The 18,830-nt window shown below is 41.3% G+C and carries 16 protein-coding genes; 6 read left to right on the top strand and 10 right to left on the bottom strand.

Features of this window, described 5'->3' with window-relative positions; all coding sequences use genetic code 11:
- Positions 1 to 8: 8 nt before the first annotated feature.
- The 6 genes from HC175_RS08175 to uvrC form a co-directional block, all read right to left on the bottom strand.
- On the bottom strand, positions 9 to 965 hold the full coding sequence (locus tag HC175_RS08175) for a tryptophan 2,3-dioxygenase family protein (protein ID WP_168138004.1): 957 nt from the start codon (positions 963 to 965) through the stop codon (positions 9 to 11).
- Between the two features lie 3 nt (positions 966 to 968).
- Positions 969 to 1,742, bottom strand: a complete 774-nt coding sequence (locus HC175_RS08170; protein ID WP_168138003.1) for a DUF3108 domain-containing protein — start codon at positions 1,740 to 1,742, stop codon at positions 969 to 971.
- Between the two features lie 297 nt (positions 1,743 to 2,039).
- Positions 2,040 to 3,176, bottom strand: a complete 1,137-nt coding sequence (hppD, locus tag HC175_RS08165; RefSeq protein WP_168138002.1) for a 4-hydroxyphenylpyruvate dioxygenase — start codon at positions 3,174 to 3,176, stop codon at positions 2,040 to 2,042.
- An 82-nt stretch (positions 3,177 to 3,258) separates the two neighbouring features.
- Positions 3,259 to 4,419 carry a homogentisate 1,2-dioxygenase gene (locus HC175_RS08160; RefSeq protein WP_168138001.1) on the bottom strand — a complete coding sequence of 387 codons (1,161 nt, stop codon included), beginning with the start codon at positions 4,417 to 4,419 and terminating at the stop codon, positions 3,259 to 3,261.
- Between the two features lie 111 nt (positions 4,420 to 4,530).
- Positions 4,531 to 6,756 carry a patatin-like phospholipase family protein gene (locus tag HC175_RS08155; protein ID WP_168138000.1) on the bottom strand — a complete coding sequence of 742 codons (2,226 nt, stop codon included), beginning with the start codon at positions 6,754 to 6,756 and terminating at the stop codon, positions 4,531 to 4,533.
- Positions 6,749 to 8,548 carry an excinuclease ABC subunit UvrC gene (uvrC, locus tag HC175_RS08150; RefSeq protein ID WP_168137999.1) on the bottom strand — a complete coding sequence of 600 codons (1,800 nt, stop codon included), beginning with the start codon at positions 8,546 to 8,548 and terminating at the stop codon, positions 6,749 to 6,751. Before uvrC ends, HC175_RS08155 begins: the two co-directional genes overlap by 8 nt.
- A gap of 316 nt (positions 8,549 to 8,864) precedes the next feature.
- On the opposite strand from uvrC, the gene HC175_RS08145 reads away from it, so the two are divergent.
- The 6 genes from HC175_RS08145 to HC175_RS08120 are packed head-to-tail and all read left to right on the top strand — an operon-like array spanning position 8,865 to position 13,630.
- Positions 8,865 to 9,290, top strand: a complete 426-nt coding sequence (locus HC175_RS08145) for an ATP-dependent zinc protease family protein (protein ID WP_168137998.1) — start codon at positions 8,865 to 8,867, stop codon at positions 9,288 to 9,290.
- A complete protein-coding gene (gene rimK, locus HC175_RS08140; protein ID WP_168137997.1) occupies positions 9,287 to 10,159 on the top strand; it encodes a 30S ribosomal protein S6--L-glutamate ligase in 873 nt (290 codons plus the stop codon). Before HC175_RS08145 ends, rimK begins: the two co-directional genes overlap by 4 nt.
- 3 nt (positions 10,160 to 10,162) lie before the next feature.
- Positions 10,163 to 11,164 carry a succinylglutamate desuccinylase/aspartoacylase family protein gene (locus HC175_RS08135; RefSeq protein ID WP_168137996.1) on the top strand — a complete coding sequence of 334 codons (1,002 nt, stop codon included), beginning with the start codon at positions 10,163 to 10,165 and terminating at the stop codon, positions 11,162 to 11,164.
- Complete coding sequence (locus tag HC175_RS08130; protein WP_168137995.1) at positions 11,139 to 11,711, top strand: 5-formyltetrahydrofolate cyclo-ligase; 573 nt, start codon at positions 11,139 to 11,141, stop codon at positions 11,709 to 11,711. The genes HC175_RS08135 and HC175_RS08130 overlap by 26 nt, the downstream gene beginning before the upstream one ends.
- A 48-nt stretch (positions 11,712 to 11,759) precedes the next feature.
- A complete protein-coding gene (locus HC175_RS08125) occupies positions 11,760 to 13,211 on the top strand; it encodes a sensor histidine kinase (RefSeq protein ID WP_168137994.1) in 1,452 nt (483 codons plus the stop codon).
- A 5-nt stretch (positions 13,212 to 13,216) separates the two neighbouring features.
- The gene (locus HC175_RS08120) at positions 13,217 to 13,630 is read left to right on the top strand and encodes a response regulator (protein WP_029038145.1); all 414 of its coding nucleotides are present in this window, start codon (positions 13,217 to 13,219) and stop codon (positions 13,628 to 13,630) included.
- Here the strand turns inward: HC175_RS08120 and HC175_RS08115 are convergent.
- From HC175_RS08115 to ileS, 4 genes are all read right to left on the bottom strand, one after another.
- The gene (locus HC175_RS08115; protein ID WP_168137993.1) at positions 13,627 to 14,259 is read right to left on the bottom strand and encodes a lipoprotein signal peptidase; all 633 of its coding nucleotides are present in this window, start codon (positions 14,257 to 14,259) and stop codon (positions 13,627 to 13,629) included. The two genes, HC175_RS08120 and HC175_RS08115, sit on opposite strands and share 4 nt — an antisense overlap.
- A gap of 34 nt (positions 14,260 to 14,293) precedes the next feature.
- Positions 14,294 to 14,914 carry a DUF4097 family beta strand repeat-containing protein gene (locus tag HC175_RS08110; RefSeq protein ID WP_168137992.1) on the bottom strand — a complete coding sequence of 207 codons (621 nt, stop codon included), beginning with the start codon at positions 14,912 to 14,914 and terminating at the stop codon, positions 14,294 to 14,296.
- A 66-nt stretch (positions 14,915 to 14,980) separates the two neighbouring features.
- Positions 14,981 to 15,364: a TraR/DksA family transcriptional regulator gene (locus HC175_RS08105; protein WP_168137991.1), complete on the bottom strand. Its 384-nt coding sequence runs from the start codon at positions 15,362 to 15,364 to the stop codon at positions 14,981 to 14,983.
- Between the two features lie 5 nt (positions 15,365 to 15,369).
- Positions 15,370 to 18,774: an isoleucine--tRNA ligase gene (ileS, locus tag HC175_RS08100; RefSeq protein ID WP_168138270.1), complete on the bottom strand. Its 3,405-nt coding sequence runs from the start codon at positions 18,772 to 18,774 to the stop codon at positions 15,370 to 15,372.
- Positions 18,775 to 18,830 lie beyond the last annotated feature (56 nt).

Below are 18,830 nucleotides of genomic sequence, written 5' to 3'. Positions count from 1 at the left end.
TGTTGTTTTTATTGTGTTATCATTTCTTCAACCCATTGCTTTCCCCAGTTTTTCAACTCTTCTTCATTCCAAAGTTCAGGAAAAAATGTAATTTGCTGGAAACTAGGCGGTAAAAATTCTTTCCAGTTGGTTCCGCCTGTAGCTTTTACAGCACTCTTCTTCCCCATCAGGTATCTTTGAGCCGCACCAATATGAACAAGTAACCAATTCACATTAACTGCGGTATCCAAAGTACGCAACGCTTCTATTAATTTATTATTGTTTTTTTCTTCCTCCGGAAGGGATTTATATAGATCCCAGATAGTTTTTCCCTGAAGCTTTTTCGCCAGTCTCACAAAAACTTCATCATATTCCTTTTCAAACTGCCGAAGGGTCAACGTTTTCTCTCCGGTGTCTGAATTGATCCCGCCTTTTTTCCAGTAAATGTTTTGATACAGCTCCTCCTGATCTTCATTACTAATATAATTCTTCCTCACCGCCGCATGTACAAGATTCTGAAGTGGTGTTGCATAAATTTCGATCATTCTGAACTGGGCCGACTGGAAACCACTTGCAGGCAATAAAGCCATCCGGAATTTTAAGAATTGTTCTCTTTCCATTCCCCTAATCATCACATCAAAAGAATTCGTCTGGATCCTGAAGTATCGTATGATGCGATTTATTCTTTCAATAAAAAAGTCGGAGGTAAGTTCTTCAGCTTCGGTTAACTGCTTTAGCTCGTGCAGCACCAGCTTAAAATACAGCTCTGTGATTTGGTGGTAACCTATAAAGATCTCTTCATCAGGAAAATGCGTTTTAGGATTTTGCAGGCTTAGAAGCGTGTCCAGATGAATGTAATCCCAGTAGGTAAGGTATTTATCATATAATAAGCCGTCGAGGTAGGAGCCGAGATCCTGCCCGGAATTTTTAAATTTCTCTTCCAACTGGCGAACCTTTTCGGCAATCTCAGGCTTTATACCTTCCATTTTCTATTTCATTATAATATTCAGAGGATGTTTAAGACCCTTGAAAGCATCGATAGATGCATTTAAAGATCCCACAGCAAGATCTGCTTTAATTTTAAGAGGCATGCGATTTTTATCGTCACTCACCCAAATAGTTAGGCTCTCTTGTTTTTTAAATACCCTTCCTGCAAGCACATACGGCTGAAATTTCAATGCCGCAATATTACCCAATTTTGTGTTTACTACCTCCCTCCCAAGAAACTTTAACTTGAAATCGTGGTACTCATCATCAAGGAACATCTTTAAATTATAGGTCCCGCCTTCTTTTAAATTCTCTACATCTAAGGTATTACGCATATGATAGAATGAAGACAGCATATCATGTACATTCTGCGGAATGTCATAGTTGTGGCGCTCATTATATTTCCTGTTGAAAACATAAGCCTTCCCAGAGTCGTGATCAAAATCCACCTGCAAATCTCTGGTGTGGCCGCCTTCGTCGATCTGCTTGATAAATCTCAAAGGAGCACCAGTTTTTTTGTGCATGTAGGTTTCATAATTGTCATCTACTTTAAAAAAGAGGTGCAGTAGCCCGGTAGACTTACCTTTTCCTACCACGTGATAAACAGGCTGGCTCTTAAAGGTAGTTTCTTTGACTTCTAATGTAGCATAACTCGCATTGAACATTCCGTAGTGAATTCTGAAACGGAACCATTCGCCTGCGCCAAAGGCCTGGTGGGATTGTGCTGTAGCATTAAGGGCGATAAGGGAAACTATAACTGCAATTATTCTTTTCATATATTAAGTAGGTTTTCTCCTTTTGGAACTGACAATTACAATTTCCATTCCAAAGGTATTAAATCAATAAAACCCCGTCAAAACAATGACGGGGTTTTAATCTTATTAACCAACTAAAACTTAAATTATGAAAAAAAGTAATTTTTTTCTCAATTCTGGTAACCACTCCAAAATTGCGGTGCAAAAGTCTTATATAAATCCATTGATAGCAACAAAAAAATAAACTTTAACTACACCCGAGGGTAAAACCAATAAATTTAAGTGTTTAGCTGAAAATAGCGTGGTGTTTTAAAAAAATTAAAGCGTTCCTCGTAAATTCTGCTCTCTTTCAATTGCTTCAAAAAGGGCTTTAAAGTTTCCTTTTCCAAAAGATTGCGCCCCTTTTCGCTGAATGATCTCAAAAAACATTGTAGGCCGGTCTAATACCGGTTTGGTAAATATCTGTAGCAGATAACCTTCATCATCGCGATCAATGAGGACTCCAAGTTCCTTTAGCGGTTCAAGCTCTTCATCAATTTCGCCCACTCGATCCAACACATCGTCGTAATAAGCTTCTGGCACATATAGAAACTCAACACCCCTGTCACGCAATGCAGTTACCGTTTCGATAATATTATCTGTCGCCACCGCGATATGCTGTACTCCTGCTCCATTATAGAAGTCAATATATTCTTCTATCTGTGATTTCTTTTTGCCTTCGGCGGGTTCGTTTATAGGAAATTTTATTCTGCCGTTTCCATTGCTCATCACTTTACTCATCAAGGCAGTATAATCTGTCGAAATGTCTTTGTCATCGAATGACACCAGCTGTGCAAACCCCATGACCTTAGCATAAAATTCGCACCATTTATTCATTTCGTTCCAGCCCACATTACCTACCATGTGATCTATATACTTAAGCCCAACCTGTTTTACCTGAAAATTTGGCTTATACTCCTTATACCCCGGAAGAAAAGGTCCGGAATAATTCTTTCTTTCTACAAAAACATGTACAGTTTCGCCATAAGTATGAATCCCCGAAACAACCACATGTCCATGTTCATCACTCATTTCCCTGGGCTCGAAATATGACTTGGCACCTCTACTTGTCGTCTCTTCATAGCTCTTTCTTGCATCATCAACCCACAATGCCACAACTTTCACTCCATCCCCGTGCTTTTCTATATGCTCATTAATTTCTCCCCCTGGTTGTAAAGGGCTGGTAAGCACCAGTCTTATCTTTCCCTGCTGCAGCACATAGGAAACGCGATCCCTGCTTCCAGATTCCAATCCGGAATAAGCAACCGGCTGGAATCCCCATGCCTGTTGATAATAAAATGCTGCCTGCTTTGCATTTCCAACATATAGTTCAACATAATCTGTTCCCAATAAAGGCAGAAAATCTTCGGCCTGTGGGACAGTCTTTTTTAATTGAGTGGTGTTTTCTGTAGACATATTTTGATATTTTGAGTCGCAGTGCGACGGAATTTATAATTTTAATACCTCCCAAAAATAGCATTTTTGAGACCGGTGTTTTTTAATGATCCAGCCAGGACTGGTGATATTTTTCATCTGCAATTTCCATGGCATCTTCAGTCACCATCAACGGCCTGAAGGTATCTACCATCACGGCAAGTTCTTCAGTTTCGGTTTGACCTATGCTCCTTTCCACAGCGCCTGGGTGTGGCCCATGCGGAATTCCCGCAGGGTGCAGGGAAATATGTCCTGCTTCAATATCATTGCGGCTCATAAAATCACCATCTACGTAATAGAGTACCTCATCACTGTCAATGTTGCTATGGCTGTACGGCGCAGGTATACTTTCTGGATGATAATCATAAAGCCGAGGGCAGAACGAGCAAACCACGAAAGCATCAGTCTCGAAAGTCTGGTGTACCGGTGGTGGCTGATGGATCCTACCCGTAATGGGTTCAAAATCGTGAATGGAAAAGGCATAAGGATAATTGTACCCGTCATAACCCACCACATCAAAAGGATGAGAAGCGTAGACCATGTCAAAGATCTTTCCCTGCTTCTTTATTTTAATGAGGAATTCTCCCGATTCGTTATTTGTCTCCAGTTCATATGGCCGCCGAATGTCCCGCTCACAAAATGGGGAATGTTCCAGGAGTTGCCCAAAATGATTCCTATACCTTTTTGGAGTGTAGATGGGTCTTCTTGACTCGACAACAAATAACCTGTTGACCTCATCGTCAAAATCAAGTTTATAGATGGTTCCCCTGGGAATCATCAAATAATCTCCGTATTTGAAGTCGAGATTACCCAAATGTGTCCGCAGTTTACCGCTTCCTTTGTGGATGAAAAGCAACTCATCTGAATCTGCGTTCTTATAAAAGTAATCTTTCGTTGAACCCTGTGGTGCGGCAAGTGCAATGTCAACATCAGAGTTGGTGAGCACAACTTTCCGACTCTTCAGGTAATCTGGATGCGGTTTTATTTGAAAACCCTTAAAACGATAAGATTTAATATTTTTTTCTGTTGCCACCTTTGGTGTGACATCATAACTCCCCTTTATTTCCTTTACCTGTGTAGGCCGCTGCTCATGGTACATATTGGAATACATTCCATCGAAACCAATTGTTCCAAAAAGCTGCTCATAATAGAGGCTGCCATCAGGTTTCCTAAAGACTGTATGTCTTTTGTGGGGAATTTTTCCAAGCTTGTGATAAAATGGCATTTTTGACTACTTTATTTGAAAACGTTTTCGTAACTATAAAGTCGTGATCAAAATTGAGACGACCTGCTACAAATATCTGTAAAATTTAGGGGAAAACCAGTTAAAGGTCCTTTAAAACCAAAAGCCAATACTAAAAATCCAGTTGCTTTCCCGTAGTTCAGGAGATATGGAATATTTTACTTCCATTGGCCCCAGGAAAGTCTCCAGCCCGTAACCTACAGCATACCCAGAATAATCGGGCCAGGTAAACCATTCCCCTCTTTCAAAGAGTTCATTCTGAACATTGGCATAATTCGCACTTAAGATAAAATGGTTCTTGCGGTAGAATTGATAATCTATTTCTACCAGACCTTTTATATAACTATCTCCAGACAACCCTATGTAAGGATATCCGTAAAAGGGAGTGAAATTATTAATAAAATCATTCCCATAGCCTCCAAGAAAGAAGTCAAAAATGTTGTTACTGCGGCTGCCAATCCTGAATCCGGCTTCAGAAGATAATCGCGTGGCAATATTTGAAGTTGGCGAAAAAACGTAGCCTACCGTCCCTTTTGCTACAGAAAAAGGAGAAAAGTTCTCCTGAAAATCTGATGAATGAACATACCAATGGAAATCTCCATCGAAGTAGATCCCTTTTGTTGGGAAATACTTGAAGTCCCGGCTGTCATAAAGTAGATATCCGAAGCTGCTGAAGTAGTTGCTCCTGTCAAAGGTGCCTGTAGTAGGCTGATCGGGCTCTGTTGTCCCTAAGGTTTCAGAAGTGATTTCGAGCTTTTTATGTTCCAGTCCCATTCCGAAGGAAAAAACCTGCTGAAAAAGGGTCTCTATATAGATCTGATTAGTGAAATCTTCGTAATCTATCTCCAGTTGATTGATCCCCTCGCCTTCAAATCCCGCATTCTCCTGCGCAAAATCGAAGGAGACACCCTGGCTAAAACTATTGAACCTGGATCTTATCCCAAAACTCCAGTAGTAACCTTTATCGAGATAATAGTTAAAGTTATACCTGAAATTATCACCCAGCGCAACATCCAAAGAAGTCACATCATTGGTCACCAGCAGACTTTTATGGGTAAGATTGACAAGGGCCGCGCTTTGATAGATCTCATCATAATGCAAACCGAGACGCAATAAGGTCTTGCTGGGATTCTCCTCGAGTTCCATCACCAGAACATAACCTTTGTGCAATGGAACAAGCCTGTAGTTAATTCTGTGAAAGTTTCGGGTGGCAGCAAGGTTATTAAGCCCCTCGTGAAGATCCTTGTAAGGAATAGTGGCGGGATACTTCAGCTTTAGCTTACCAAGTATGTAGGCTTTAGGATATGAAGTGTTTCCTTCAATACGCACATCGTTAATATACAGAGATTCAAATGCGGGAATGGGTTCTCTTTTCGTAAAAGTATCTCTTTGCTTTTCAGCAACAGCTTTTATTTCCTCCAGCTTTGATAATGCTGCTTTTTCCCCTGCCAGCATGATCTCTTCTCCTTTTTCAAAAGACATCACCGAGAATGGCCGAATATCTGGTTTAATAAAAATATCTGTGTTGGCGATCTTTTCAGTCATGTCGGCAATCGTACCAAAGTTGCTGATCTGGGTCAGGATCTCAAAGACAGATCTTAAATTCTCTCTCCTTCTCAATGTATCCTGCACATCAACTCCAATGATGATATCTGCGCCGCGTCTTCTAAGCTCTTTGACCGGGTAATTGTTCACCACACCACCATCTGTTAACATTCTGCCATCTATCATCACCGGACTAAACAAACTGGGGATCGCCGCACTCGCCGAAATTGCCTGCGGAAGGTGACCCCCGTCAAGAATGACCTCTTCTCCCGTTTCAACATCGGTCGCTACTGCAAAGAATGGAATTGGTAAATCGCTGAAATCCTGCTTATCGTTGAGATGCAGAGTAAGCTTAGACATGAGATTATATACATTCTGGCCTCTTGAAAAGGCTGAAGGAAAAGAAACATTGAAATTATCGAAAGGGAGCGTAATGGCGTATTTTTCCGAATCTCTTTTTTCATAAAATGTCTTTGCACTTCGGGGCAGGTCATCCTGAATGAGAATATTAAAATTGGTTTCCTGGAAAATACTATCCAGCTGATGTGCGGTATATCCCGCCGAATAAAGTGCTCCAATGATAGCACCCATGCTGGTGCCTCCAATATAATCTACTCTTACTCCCGCCTCTTCCAGGACTTTAAGGACTCCAATATGCGCAAGTCCTTTGGCGCCTCCGCCACTTAGCACAAGGCCCACCTTAGGATCATCCTGCTGTGCATGTCCCAGAAGCCCTGTCAAAAAGAGCAAAATGAAGAGTATTTTTTTATTCATCCTGTTGATGATAGAAGTTAAAGATCACCTTTGCCTTCGATTTCCCTATCACCGAAGATAAGCTTTCCAAAGATGCTTCCTTAACTCTTTTTAAAGATCTGAAATTCTTAAGCAACTCCACCACCGTTTTTTCCCCAATTCCAGGTATCTCCTCCAACTCTGTATTGAGTGCTACACTGCTTCTCTTTTGTCGATGAAAGGTAATTCCAAATCTGTGGGCTTCATTACGCAGTTGCTGAATGATCTTTAGACTTTCAGATTTCTTATCCAGATATAAAGGAATGGAATCTCCAGGATAAAAGATCTCTTCCAGTCTTTTTGCAATCCCTATAATGGCGATCTTCCCACGAAGCCCTAAGGTTTCGAGTGCCTTGACCCCCGATGATAGCTGGCCCTTGCCTCCATCAACTATGATCAAATGCGGCAAAGGTTCCCCCTCCTCCAGCAGCCGGCGATACCTTCTAAACACCACCTCCTCCATCGAAGCAAAGTCATTTGGCCCCTCTACAGTTTTGATATTGAATTTTCGATAATCCTTTTTACTTGGCTTTCCATCTTTAAAAACAACACAGGCAGCCACAGGATTAGTACCCTGAATGTTGGAATTATCAAAACATTCAATATGCCTTGGCTCTTCATTAAGCCGAAGATCCTGTTTCATCTGTGCCATTATCCTGTTCACATGTCTGTCTGGATCCACGATCTTCATTTGCTTAAAGCGCTCCTGTCTAAAATATTTTGCATTCCGTGTTGAAAGTTCTACGATCTGTTTTTTATCACCCAGCTTTGGAACAGTGACCCTTATTTCTTCCCCCGCCTCGACCTTAAACGGCACATAGATCTCCCTTGTGGTAGAATTGAAGCGTTGCCTTATCTCGGTAATTCCAAGTTCCAGCAACTCCTGGTCACTTTCTCCAAGTTTCTTTTTCATCTCAATAGTATGCGATCTTATAATTGCACCATGAGATAACTGCAGAAAATTGACGTATCCATAACCTTCATCACTTACAATGGAAAAGACATCCACATTGTTGATCTTTGGATTCACCACCGTGGATTTCGCCTGGTAATTTTCAAGAATGTCAATTTTTGTCTTGATCTTTTGGGCTTCTTCAAATTCCATTTTTTCGGCATGAGCCTTCATCTGCTGTCGAAACTGGAGTAGGGAATCTTTGAAATTTCCCTTCACGATCTGCCTTATGGCTTCTATTTTCTCCTGGTAATTTGCTTCGCTCTCGTAGGCTTCGCAAGGGCCTTTACAATTTCCAAGATGATATTCCAGGCAGACCTTATACCTGCCGTTTCTAATTTTTTCTTCTGAAAGATCGTAGTTACAGGTACGCAGCTGGTACAGGCCTTTAATAAGGTCAAGTAAAGTATTTACGGTTTTGAAGCTGGTATAGGGACCGTAGTACTCACTGCCGTCTTTGACTAATCTACGGGTGGGAAAAACTCTCGGAAATCTCTCATTTTTGATACATATCCAGGGATAGGTCTTGTCATCCTTGAGCATCACATTAAAACGCGGCTGATGCTTTTTTATAAGGTTGTTCTCCAGGAGCAGGGCATCTGTTTCTGAAGATACCACGATGTGCCTAATCTCATGGATCTTTTTCACCATTACGCGAATGCGATGGCTGTCATTGTTCTTGGAAAAATACGATGTGACCCTTTTTTTTAAATTCTTGGCCTTTCCGACGTAAAGAATTCTTCCGTTCTTATCGAAATACTGGTAGACACCAGGGCTTTCGGGAAGCGTTTTTAGTTGTAGTTCCAGCTTGTTTTCCTCCATTCCTCCAAAGGTAAAACATTAATGAATGAGGCTCTAAAAGAGCTTCTTATTAAAAGTTAAAATTTTATTAATTCGAATGTGCCCTAAGCTCCTGACCTTAACCGTCATTTGATGAAAGCAGCTTGACAAAATGATCAAGCTTTCTCCTTTTTGCTTCAGGTGTTCGGATTAATCGAACCGAAAGTTAGAAATTCAAAAATCGTATGTATACTAAAAGAATGCCGCAGCCTATTTTAGCCAAACTTGCTCATACTCAGTAAGGATATTTTCAGAAATACTTAAGATTTTAGAATTCTGCTTTTATTACCTTGCAGCTATGGAAAAAATTACCATCGGCCGATTTGACAAGGCAGATTTCCCCGATCTGCACCTGGAAGATATAGCCATAAAGGTGGATACCGGTGCTTATACCTCTTCCATTCACTGCGACCATATAGTGGAAGAAAAGGGGATCCTTAAATGCACCTTTCTGGATGAGGAACATCCTTTATACAATGGGAGAACCTTTAGATTTAAAGACTATGATGTTGTTTTTGTAAAGAGCAGCAACGGCATTGTACAAAAGCGATATCAAATTCAAACCACTATAACCCTGTTTGGAAAGAACCGAAAAATTTCTCTTTCACTTTCTGCAAGGCAGGAGATGAGATTTCCCGTACTTTTGGGCCGGAAATTTATAACTCGGAAGTTCGTAGTGGATACAGAATATTACGATCTCTCATTTAAGAAAAAACAAGAATGAACATTAAGATCCTTTCCAGGAACAGCAGCCTTTATTCCACGCAGCGTCTTATTGAGGCAGCTAAAAAAAGGAACCACGATATTGAGGTAATAGACCCTCTAAAATGTGATCTCATCATTGAGAAAAAACATCCCAGCATATATTACAGGGGTAGACATATCGAGGATGCCGATGCAGTAATTCCCAGAATTGGAGCTTCTGTGACCTTCTACGGTACTGCTGTTGTGCGTCAATTTGAAATGATGGGCGTTTTTTCGACAACAGAGTCCCAGTCTCTTGTGAGAAGCCGTGACAAGTTGAGAAGTCTGCAGGTTCTTTCCAGAGCGCGTTTAGGACTTCCTAAAACAGTTTTTACCAACTATTCAAAAGATGTAGGTGAAGTGATCGACCATGTGGGAGGTGCGCCTTTGATCATCAAGTTATTAGAAGGGACCCAGGGTTTAGGTGTTGTATTGGCAGAAACAAAGAACGCTGCCGAATCTGTGATTGAAGCCTTTAATGGTTTACAGGCCCGAGTGATCGTTCAGGAATTTATCAAGGAAGCTGGCGGTGCCGATATCAGAGCATTTGTTGTTGATGGCCACGTGGTAGGAGCTATGAAAAGACAAGGTAAGGAAGGAGAATTTCGTTCAAATCTACATAGAGGCGGAACTGCTTCCATCATCCAACTTACCGATGAAGAAGAAAATGCTGCAATCAAAGCGGCAAAAGCAATGGGGCTGGGAGTTGCAGGGGTAGATATGCTTCAAAGTTCCCGCGGACCTTTAATTCTTGAGGTGAACTCTTCTCCCGGCCTGGAAGGCATAGAAGAAGCAACGGGAAAAGACATTGCAAAAACCATAATTCGCTATATTGAGCGAAACGTTTAACATATGGCTTCTATTGACGAGAACAATGTTCTTGAAATTTTAGGTAAAAAAGTTCCTCCCGGTAAAAGCGCCACGATCAATTTCAACATGGCCAAACTTTACACTACCACAAATGTGGAAGTGCCAATTATCATCGAAAGGTCAAAAAAAGCCGGGCCTGTTGTACTCATAACTGCCGGAATTCATGGAGATGAGATCAATGGGGTGGAAGTGGTGCGCCAGCTCATAGTAAAAGAGATCAATAAACCCGCCAGGGGAACTATCATCTGTATTCCAATTCTCAATGTGTTTGGTTTTCTGAACATGTCACGGGAATTTCCTGATGGCCGGGATCTAAATCGGGTTTTCCCCGGTGCCAAAAATGGCTCTTTAGCCAGTCGTTTTGCTTATCAGTTCGTCCAGAAGATTCTTCCGGTGGCCGATTTTTGCATGGATTTTCACACTGGAGGCGCCAGTCGTTTCAATGCACCTCAGATAAGGATAAAAAAAGGGGAAGAAATGGCCATGCACTACGCCCAGATCTTCAATGCCCCCTTTACAATTATTTCCAAGACCATTACCAAATCCTACCGAGAAACCTGCGCAAAACAAGGCAAGCCGGTACTTCTTTTTGAAGGCGGAAAGTCGCAGGACAGTAACAAGAGCGTGGCAAAGCACGGGGTAGAGGGAGTCATGAGAATCCTGGCACATTTCGAAATGCTGAAACCAAAATTTGATGTACCCGATCCCACCGGAGATACTATTGTTATAGAGTACAGCACGTGGATGCGCGCGAAATACAGTGGCCTGCTCCATGTGAAAATTCCCTGCGGAAAACATGTGGAAAAAGGAGAATATATTGCTACGATCACAGATCCTTATGGAAAGCTGCGGCATAAAGTAAAAGCTCCTAATGCCGGATATATCATTAATGTCAATGAATCCCCAATAGTTTACCAGGGGGATGCCATCTTCCATATTTCGCTTTCAAAAGAAACCTATGAACAAGAAGGAGCTTCGGCTTAAATATAAAGACTTAAGAGAAAAGCTCACAGCAGAGGAGGTAGAAGAAGGAAGTATAGCAATTGGCAATCAGCTTATCAACCTCCCTATCTGGAAATATTCCTATTACCATCTGTTTTTGAGTATAGCAGAAAAGAAAGAGGTGGACACGCAGATGATCCTGCACATCTTACAGGGAAAAGACAAGCATGTCGTTGTTTCAAAAGCCGATTTTGAGACCGGGAATTTGCAGAATTTTCTTTTAACAGACGCAACAGTCATTAGAACTAATACCTGGGGAATTCCTGAACCTGTAGATGGCATTGAAATTCCTGCAGAAAAGATGGAGGTAGTTTTTGTTCCGCTACTGGCGTTCGATACCCACGGAAACAGAATTGGATATGGAAAAGGCTTTTATGACAGATTCCTGTCACAATGCAAAACTGATGTTGTAAAGGTGGGACTTTCATTATTCGAGGCCGAAAAGCAGATATTAGATGTAAATGCCCTGGACGTACCCCTTGATTTTTGCGTTACCCCTGAAAAAATATATGATTTCAAAAATTTGTAAACCAGGAGGTTTTCAATTACTTTTATTCCAACTAATTATAAAATTTTAATGCTTAACGACCTCCAGTTAAACAGTATTCTAGAAGACTTTGACGTTGCCTACTGGAAAATAAACCTGTTAACGAAGGAAATCCATTGGTCTGAACATTTTAATCACCTTATTGGTAACCCTGATCCGGGTACAGACAAGTTTGAATTTTTTCTTAATCATATTCTGCACAAGGATTACCGCTACGACTTCAGGGATCATTTTGACAATCTTACAACCCGATACAAACCTTTTACTGCAGAAATTCGGCTGAAACTTGAAAACGGTAAATACCGCTGGTTTGAATGCCGAAACCTAAAGAGCAGGGAAAAAGGTCTTGCCGATGCTGCAGTTTTGCTTTTCGTCAATATTCACCAGGCAAAACGGGATCAATATACTATAGAAGAAAATTTCTTCTACTATCGTGAAACGGCAGAAATGACCTCTACAGGCGGTTGGTATCTCGATGTGACTACACAGGCCGTTTACTGGGATAATGTCACAAAGAAAATATTGGACTGCCCAATGGATTATGAACCTCATCCCGATGATAAGATGCGGTTCTATGCTTCTGAACATCACGACAAGGTGGAGACCATGTTCAAAAAATGTTCAAAATTTGGAATTCCATTTAAGGTAGAGATAAAAATGCGCACTCTGCACAACAGGGAATTTTGGGTAAGGGCCACGGGCAAACCTGTTTACAATAATGAACAGGAAATTATAGGCATTAGAGGTGTTTACCAGGATATTGATGAACACAAAACAAATGAGCTGAATCTTCAGAACTCCCTTGATATCATAGCTTCGCAAAATTCGCGGCTTTTTAATTTTGCTCATATTGTCTCTCACCAGCTACGCTCCCATAGCAGCAACCTGAGCCTTATAGCACAGCTTTTGAGAGAAGCAAGGACTGCCGAAGATAAGCTGGACCTGCTCATCAATGTAAATGATATCTCTGAAAACCTGGAAGAGGCCATTAATGAGCTCAACGAAGTCGTCACCAGGCAAAATAACTTAAAAAAGGAGAGACAGCTGGTAAAATTTGAGGAGGCTCTTGACGTAGTTATTGCCTCCACTTCGTCTCTTATAAAGCGCGAAAATGCGGAGATCATCGCCGAATTTGATAAGTTGAACGAAATAAATTACATTTCAGAGTATCTGGAGAGTATTTTATTAAATTTGATCACAAATGCCATCAAGTACAAGTTCAAAGGCAGGAAACCTGTAATTTTTATTCAGTCCTACAGGGAGAATGGAGAAAATTATCTGGAGGTTAGTGACAATGGAATGGGAATAGACCTCGATGAGCATGGGGATAAGATGTTTGGTATGTACAAGACCTTTCACCGTCATCCCGAGGCTAATGGAATTGGCCTTTTTATCACGAAGAATCAGGTGGAAGCAATGGGCGGAAGTATCTCGGTCACCAGTACGGTAAACATTGGCACCACTTTTAAGATCAAATTTTAGATATTATGGACCATCCAATAGAACTTGCCTGCATAATAGATGACGACAAGATCTACGTCAATCTGGTAAAAAAGATCATTGAGATCAAGAAGCTTTCTCAAAATCTCATCATCTTCAAAAATGGCAAAGAAGCTCTCGATTATTTTAAGGCTATTCTTGAGAATGTAAGTGAGGAGCGCCTGCCCGATATTATCTTCCTGGACCTTAACATGCCCGTGATGGATGGATGGGAATTTCTTAGTGAATTCGTAAAGATCAAGAATACCTTCAACAAAAAGATAACTTTATATGTAGTGAGCTCCTCAATAGATCCCAGAGATCTCGAAAGGGCGAAGTCATTCAATATGGTTACAGATTACCTGATAAAACCTATCGAACTAAAACGTTTTGAAAAGATCTTTGAAAGAGAAGTAGCTTAGCTATACGCCTTTTCAGTTCTTTTTTCCTCTTTACTTTCCGGAAAGGCCTGTTTGTTGAAGATCAGCAAAAGCGCTACACCTATGGTAATAGCAGAATCGGCGATGTTGAATACAGGTTCAAAAAAGGTAAAATAATCTCCTCCCCAAAACGGAATCCAATCCGGTAGATATCCCGACCATAGTGGAAAATAAAGCATATCCACTACTTTTCCATGCATTAGGGTGCCATAGCCTCCTTCTTCAGGAAGAAAAGTAGCTACCTGATTATAGCTGTGATTGAAAATTTCTCCGTAAAATACAGAATCAATAATATTCCCAAATGCACCAGCAAAGATCATGGAAACAGCGACTATCAAGACCCGTGATCCATTTTTCCTTACCGAATCCCATAACCAGTAGGCAATACCTACAATTGCAACAAGCCTGAAGCTTGTAAGTAGTAATTTACCATACTGTCCCGGGATCTTTGCGCCCCAGGCCATTCCCTCGTTCTCCACAAACAAGATCCTGAACCAATCAAAAACTCTGATCTCCTCCCCTAACATGAAATTCGTTTTAATGTAGAATTTTGAAACCTGGTCAATGATCAGGATAAGGACGATAATGGCAGAGGCTTTCTTTAAGGACATCTATAATAAATTGGACGCGGCAAAAATACTAATATTATTTAGTTTCGGTGAGCTTAATATTTCCGTTGATACTGGTAATTACCATTTTGTGGCCATTCTGTGTGTTTTCCGGAACATTCACCACCCCATGCCGGGATTCAGCTTCAAAATTGCCTGCAGCTACATCTCCCAGGATATTTCCGTTGAAGGTATTCACAACAGCATCACCATTGAAATCTTTAAAATAACAGGAGCCGGAATTCAGCTGTACGAGCACATGTTCAAAGTCTCCTGAAATGTAAACCGAGGCCAAATTTGAAGTAACTTCTGCTATCATATTTATTGGAACTTCCAGGGTCACCTCCATCGAAAAAACCTTGTGGGCACTTAGTTTATCAAAGCCCCCCTGCAGCATTTCCCTGTATCTCGAAGAAACCTGTAAAGTATTGGACTGCACCTCTGTGTCCAGGCTAATATTATTGTAATATTCCCCTTCGGTATGGGATGTGATCTTTATCTCATCTCCGGGAATTGCTTTGAGGTGAATGCGAAAGACCTCATCACTCGAAAAGACGATTCGAGTAATACCCTTGGCATCTATAACTTCTTCAGTATGCTTTTGTGCGTTTGCTGAAAAAAATAGAAAAGTTAATACAATGGAAAATAGAAGCTTCATAGGCATCAGAAAACAAAAAACGCTCCAAACCTATGGCTGGAGCGTTTCTAATGCATTCAAATTAAATTATCGTTGCATATTTTTAGCTTCAATGCTCAAGGTAGCATGCGGTACCAGTTTTAGACGCTCCTTTGCTATTAATTTTCCTGTCACCCTACAAATCCCGTAAGTTTTGCTCTCAATACGCACAAGCGCGTTTTTAAGATCCCGGATAAATTTCTCCTGACGAATGGCAAGTTGAGAATTCGCCTCTTTACTCATTGTTTCACTGCCTTCCTCAAAAGCTTTAAACGTAGGAGAGGTGTCATCTGTACCATTGTTCCCGTCGTTCATGTAGGCGCTCTTGTAAAGTTCCAGCTGCTCCTTAGCCTTTTCGATCTTGGCCTGGATCAATGTCTTGAATTCCGCCAGCTCTGCATCGCTGTAACGTTCTTTTACTTCTGTTGACATAGTTCTTAATGTTTTTTAATTAACAACCTGGTGGTCACTTCATCAAAAGAAACTTCCAATCCGTTGTTCACTTCTTCTGCTAAGTCGAGATTTGCAGTCAGGGTTTCTGTTTTTATATAATCAATATTTTGTTGAACGGCCTCCTCGACAGTACCATCCTTTTGTAGGGTCACATCTATTTTATCGGTTACTTCAAACCCAGAATCCTTTCTTATGTTCTGGATCCTGTTCACCAATTCTCTTGCAATTCCTTCCTTCTTGAGATCTTCAGAAATGGTGATATCAAGGGCTACGGTTATATTTCCTGAATTCGCTACCAACCAGCCTTCAATATCCTGAGATGAGATCTCCACATCACCAATTTCTAATGTAAGCAATTTCCCGTTAACGTCAACCTTTATTTCCCCTTCACGCTCAATTTTCTGTATTTCCTCGGCGGAAAAACCATTGATCTTTTGAGCGATATGCTTCATATCTTTTCCGAAACGCGGTCCTAATACCTTGAAGTTAGGCTTAATTTGCTTTACCAGTATACCTGAAGCATCATCGATTAACTCGAGTTCCTTTACATTAACTTCAGATTTAATGAGATCGGCTACAGCTTCTATCTCTTTTTTCTGTTGCTCATCCAGAACTGGGATCATCACTCTTTGCAAAGGCTGTCGCACTTTGATCATCTCCTTCTTCCTCAGTGAAAGTACAAGAGAAGATACGGTTTGCGCCTTCTGCATTTGACGCTCGAGCTCTTTATCAACGAATTTATCATCTGCCTCCGGGAATAGAGCTAAATGTACAGATTCAAATTTCTCTTTTTGGGTGGCACGATTTAGATCTTTATACAACCTGTCCATAAAGAACGGTGCAACCGGAGCTCCAAGTTTTGCAACGGTTTCAAGGCAGGTATATAGGGTTTGATATGCAGAGATCTTGTCTGTTCCGTATTCTCCCTTCCAGAATCTTCGACGACAAAGTCTCACGTACCAGTTGCTCAAATTCTCCTGAACAAATTCTGATATTGCTCGCGTAGCCTTAGTGGGCTCGTAGTCTGCATAGAATTTATCCACATTCTCAATCAGCGTATGCAATTCGGAAAGGATCCAGCGATCTATCTCGGGACGTTCCTCCAGCGGCACATCAGCCTCAGAATAAGTAAAATTATCAATGTTCGCGTACAAACTGAAGAAGGAGTACGTGTTGTATAAGGTTCCAAAGAACTTGCGTCTTACTTCTGAAATCCCTTCGATATCAAATTTTAAATTATCCCAGGGATTTGCATTTGAGATCATATACCAGCGGGTGGCATCGGGCCCAAAAGCTGCAAGCGTTTCAAAAGGATCTACAGCATTGCCAAGACGCTTGGACATCTTCTGTCCATTCTTGTCAAGCACAAGTCCATTAGAAACAACATTTTTGTAGGCTACATCATCAAAAGTCATGGTAGCAATAGCATGGAGCGTATAGAACCATCCTCTCGTTTGATCCACACCTTCAGCAATAAAATCGGCTTTGCGCCAGGTGTTCTCTACTTTTTCAGCATTTTCGAAAGGATAGTGCCATTGCGAATACGGCATAGAACCGGAGTCAAACCACACATCAATAAGATCTGCTTCCCGCTTCATGGCTTTTCCTGAAGCTGAAACCAGCACGATCTCATCTACCACATTCTTATGCAGGTCTACCTTGTCATAGTTCTCATCGCTGAAGTTACCAGGTTCAAAGTCGGCAAAAAATTCGGCATCCATAAAACCTGCTTCGACAGATTTCTGCATCTCCTGCTTCAATTCCTCGATGGAACCAATGATCTTTTCTTCTCTTCTATCTTCGGTTCTCCAGATAGGCAGAGGAATTCCCCAGTACCTTGACCTGGAAAGGTTCCAGTCATTGGCATTTGCAAGCCAGTTCCCAAATCTTCCTTCTCCTGTAGACTTGGGCTTCCAGTTGATTTGCTGGTTAAGCTCAAACATACGTTCCTTAACATCTGTGATCTTAATGAACCATGAATCCAGAGGATAATATAGAATAGGTTTATCTGTTCGCCAGCAGTTTGGATAGCTGTGAACATATTTTTCGACCTTGAAGGCTCTGTTTTCTTCTTTCAATTTTATGGCCAGCTCTACATCTACAGATTTCTCTGGTGCTTCGCCGTCATTGTAATATTCATTCTTGACATATTTCCCACCAAATTCACCTAATTCAGGACGGAATTTCCCCTGCAGGTCTACAAGCGGAACAAGATTGTCATTCTCATCTTTGACCAGTAGCGGCGGAACTTCAGGCTTTGCCTGCTTCGCAACCATGGCATCATCTGCACCAAAAGTGGGGGAAGTATGAACGATTCCCGTTCCATCCTCTGTGGTCACGAAATCCCCGAGGATGACCCGAAATGCGTTTTCAGGATGCTCGTAAGGCAGCGCATATGGCAGCAGCTGCTCGTATTTTACATTTTCCAGATCCTTTCCGCGGAAAGACTTACCTATCAAAAATGGTATTTTCTTGTCTCCTTCTTTGTAAGCTCTTAAGGCTTCTTCAGAATCCACTTTTTGGAACTTCTTGTCGAACTGCTTTTCAGCAAGATCTTTTGCTACAACTACAGTTATAGGTTGAAAAGTGTACTGATTATAGGTGCTTACGGTAACATATTCGATCTTAGGACCTACTGTTAAAGCGGTGTTTGACGGCAAGGTCCAGGGCGTAGTCGTCCAGGCTATAAAAAATAATTCCCCTTCAACTGAAGATAAAAATTCTGGCAGGGTTTCTTTTTTTGCCTTGAACATGGCCGTTACCGTGGTATCGGTCACATCCTGATAGGTACCAGGTTGATTCAGCTCGTGAGAACTCAAACCTGTTCCCGCCTTTGGAGAATAAGGTTGTATTGTGTAGCCCTTATAGATGAGGCCTTTCTTATAGATCTGGGAAAGCAGCCACCATACAGTTTCCATGTATTTTGACTTATAGGTGATGTATGGGTCGTCCATATCCACCCAATAACCCATTTTTTCGGTAAGGTCATTCCACACATCAGTGTATCGCATAACTGCATTTTTACATGCTTCGTTATACGCTTCAACACTTATCTTTTTCCCAATGTCTTCTTTGGTGATCCCCAGTTCTTTTTCCACACCCAACTCGATAGGAAGACCATGAGTGTCCCATCCTGCTTTCCTCTTGACCTGGTAACCTTTTTGAGTTTTGAAGCGACAAAAGATATCCTTAATGGCACGGGCCATAACGTGGTGAATACCTGGCAGACCATTAGCCGACGGCGGACCTTCAAAAAATATGAATGGCTCCTTGCCTTCACGGGAAGTGACACTTTTCTCAAAAACATCATTTTCCTTCCAAAAATGGAGAATTTCTTCAGCCACTTTTGGCAGGTCAAGTCCTTTATATTCAGGGAACTTTGCGCTCATCATATTGTTCTTTCCAAATAGTTGCGCGAAAATAACGATTTTTAATAAATCGGACG

The sequence above is a fragment of the Salinimicrobium oceani genome, from assembly GCF_012037645.1.
Note: the sequence above shows the minus strand (reverse complement) of the source record. Positions and strands in the feature narration are given on the sequence as shown.

Coding starts and splice junctions, on each gene's coding strand:
- HC175_RS08175 (WP_168138004.1), bottom strand. CDS start 965: ATGGAAGGTATAAAGCCTGAGATTGCCGAAAAGGTTCGCCAGTTGGAA.
- HC175_RS08170 (WP_168138003.1), bottom strand. CDS start 1,742: ATGAAAAGAATAATTGCAGTTATAGTTTCCCTTATCGCCCTTAATGCT.
- hppD (WP_168138002.1), bottom strand. CDS start 3,176: ATGTCTACAGAAAACACCACTCAATTAAAAAAGACTGTCCCACAGGCC.
- HC175_RS08160 (WP_168138001.1), bottom strand. CDS start 4,419: ATGCCATTTTATCACAAGCTTGGAAAAATTCCCCACAAAAGACATACA.
- HC175_RS08155 (WP_168138000.1), bottom strand. CDS start 6,756: ATGAATAAAAAAATACTCTTCATTTTGCTCTTTTTGACAGGGCTTCTG.
- uvrC (WP_168137999.1), bottom strand. CDS start 8,548: ATGGAGGAAAACAAGCTGGAACTACAACTAAAAACGCTTCCCGAAAGC.
- HC175_RS08145 (WP_168137998.1), top strand. CDS start 8,865: ATGGAAAAAATTACCATCGGCCGATTTGACAAGGCAGATTTCCCCGAT.
- rimK (WP_168137997.1), top strand. CDS start 9,287: ATGAACATTAAGATCCTTTCCAGGAACAGCAGCCTTTATTCCACGCAG.
- HC175_RS08135 (WP_168137996.1), top strand. CDS start 10,163: ATGGCTTCTATTGACGAGAACAATGTTCTTGAAATTTTAGGTAAAAAA.
- HC175_RS08130 (WP_168137995.1), top strand. CDS start 11,139: ATGAACAAGAAGGAGCTTCGGCTTAAATATAAAGACTTAAGAGAAAAG.
- HC175_RS08125 (WP_168137994.1), top strand. CDS start 11,760: ATGCTTAACGACCTCCAGTTAAACAGTATTCTAGAAGACTTTGACGTT.
- HC175_RS08120 (WP_029038145.1), top strand. CDS start 13,217: ATGGACCATCCAATAGAACTTGCCTGCATAATAGATGACGACAAGATC.
- HC175_RS08115 (WP_168137993.1), bottom strand. CDS start 14,259: ATGTCCTTAAAGAAAGCCTCTGCCATTATCGTCCTTATCCTGATCATT.
- HC175_RS08110 (WP_168137992.1), bottom strand. CDS start 14,914: ATGAAGCTTCTATTTTCCATTGTATTAACTTTTCTATTTTTTTCAGCA.
- HC175_RS08105 (WP_168137991.1), bottom strand. CDS start 15,364: ATGTCAACAGAAGTAAAAGAACGTTACAGCGATGCAGAGCTGGCGGAA.
- ileS (WP_168138270.1), bottom strand. CDS start 18,774: ATGAGCGCAAAGTTCCCTGAATATAAAGGACTTGACCTGCCAAAAGTG.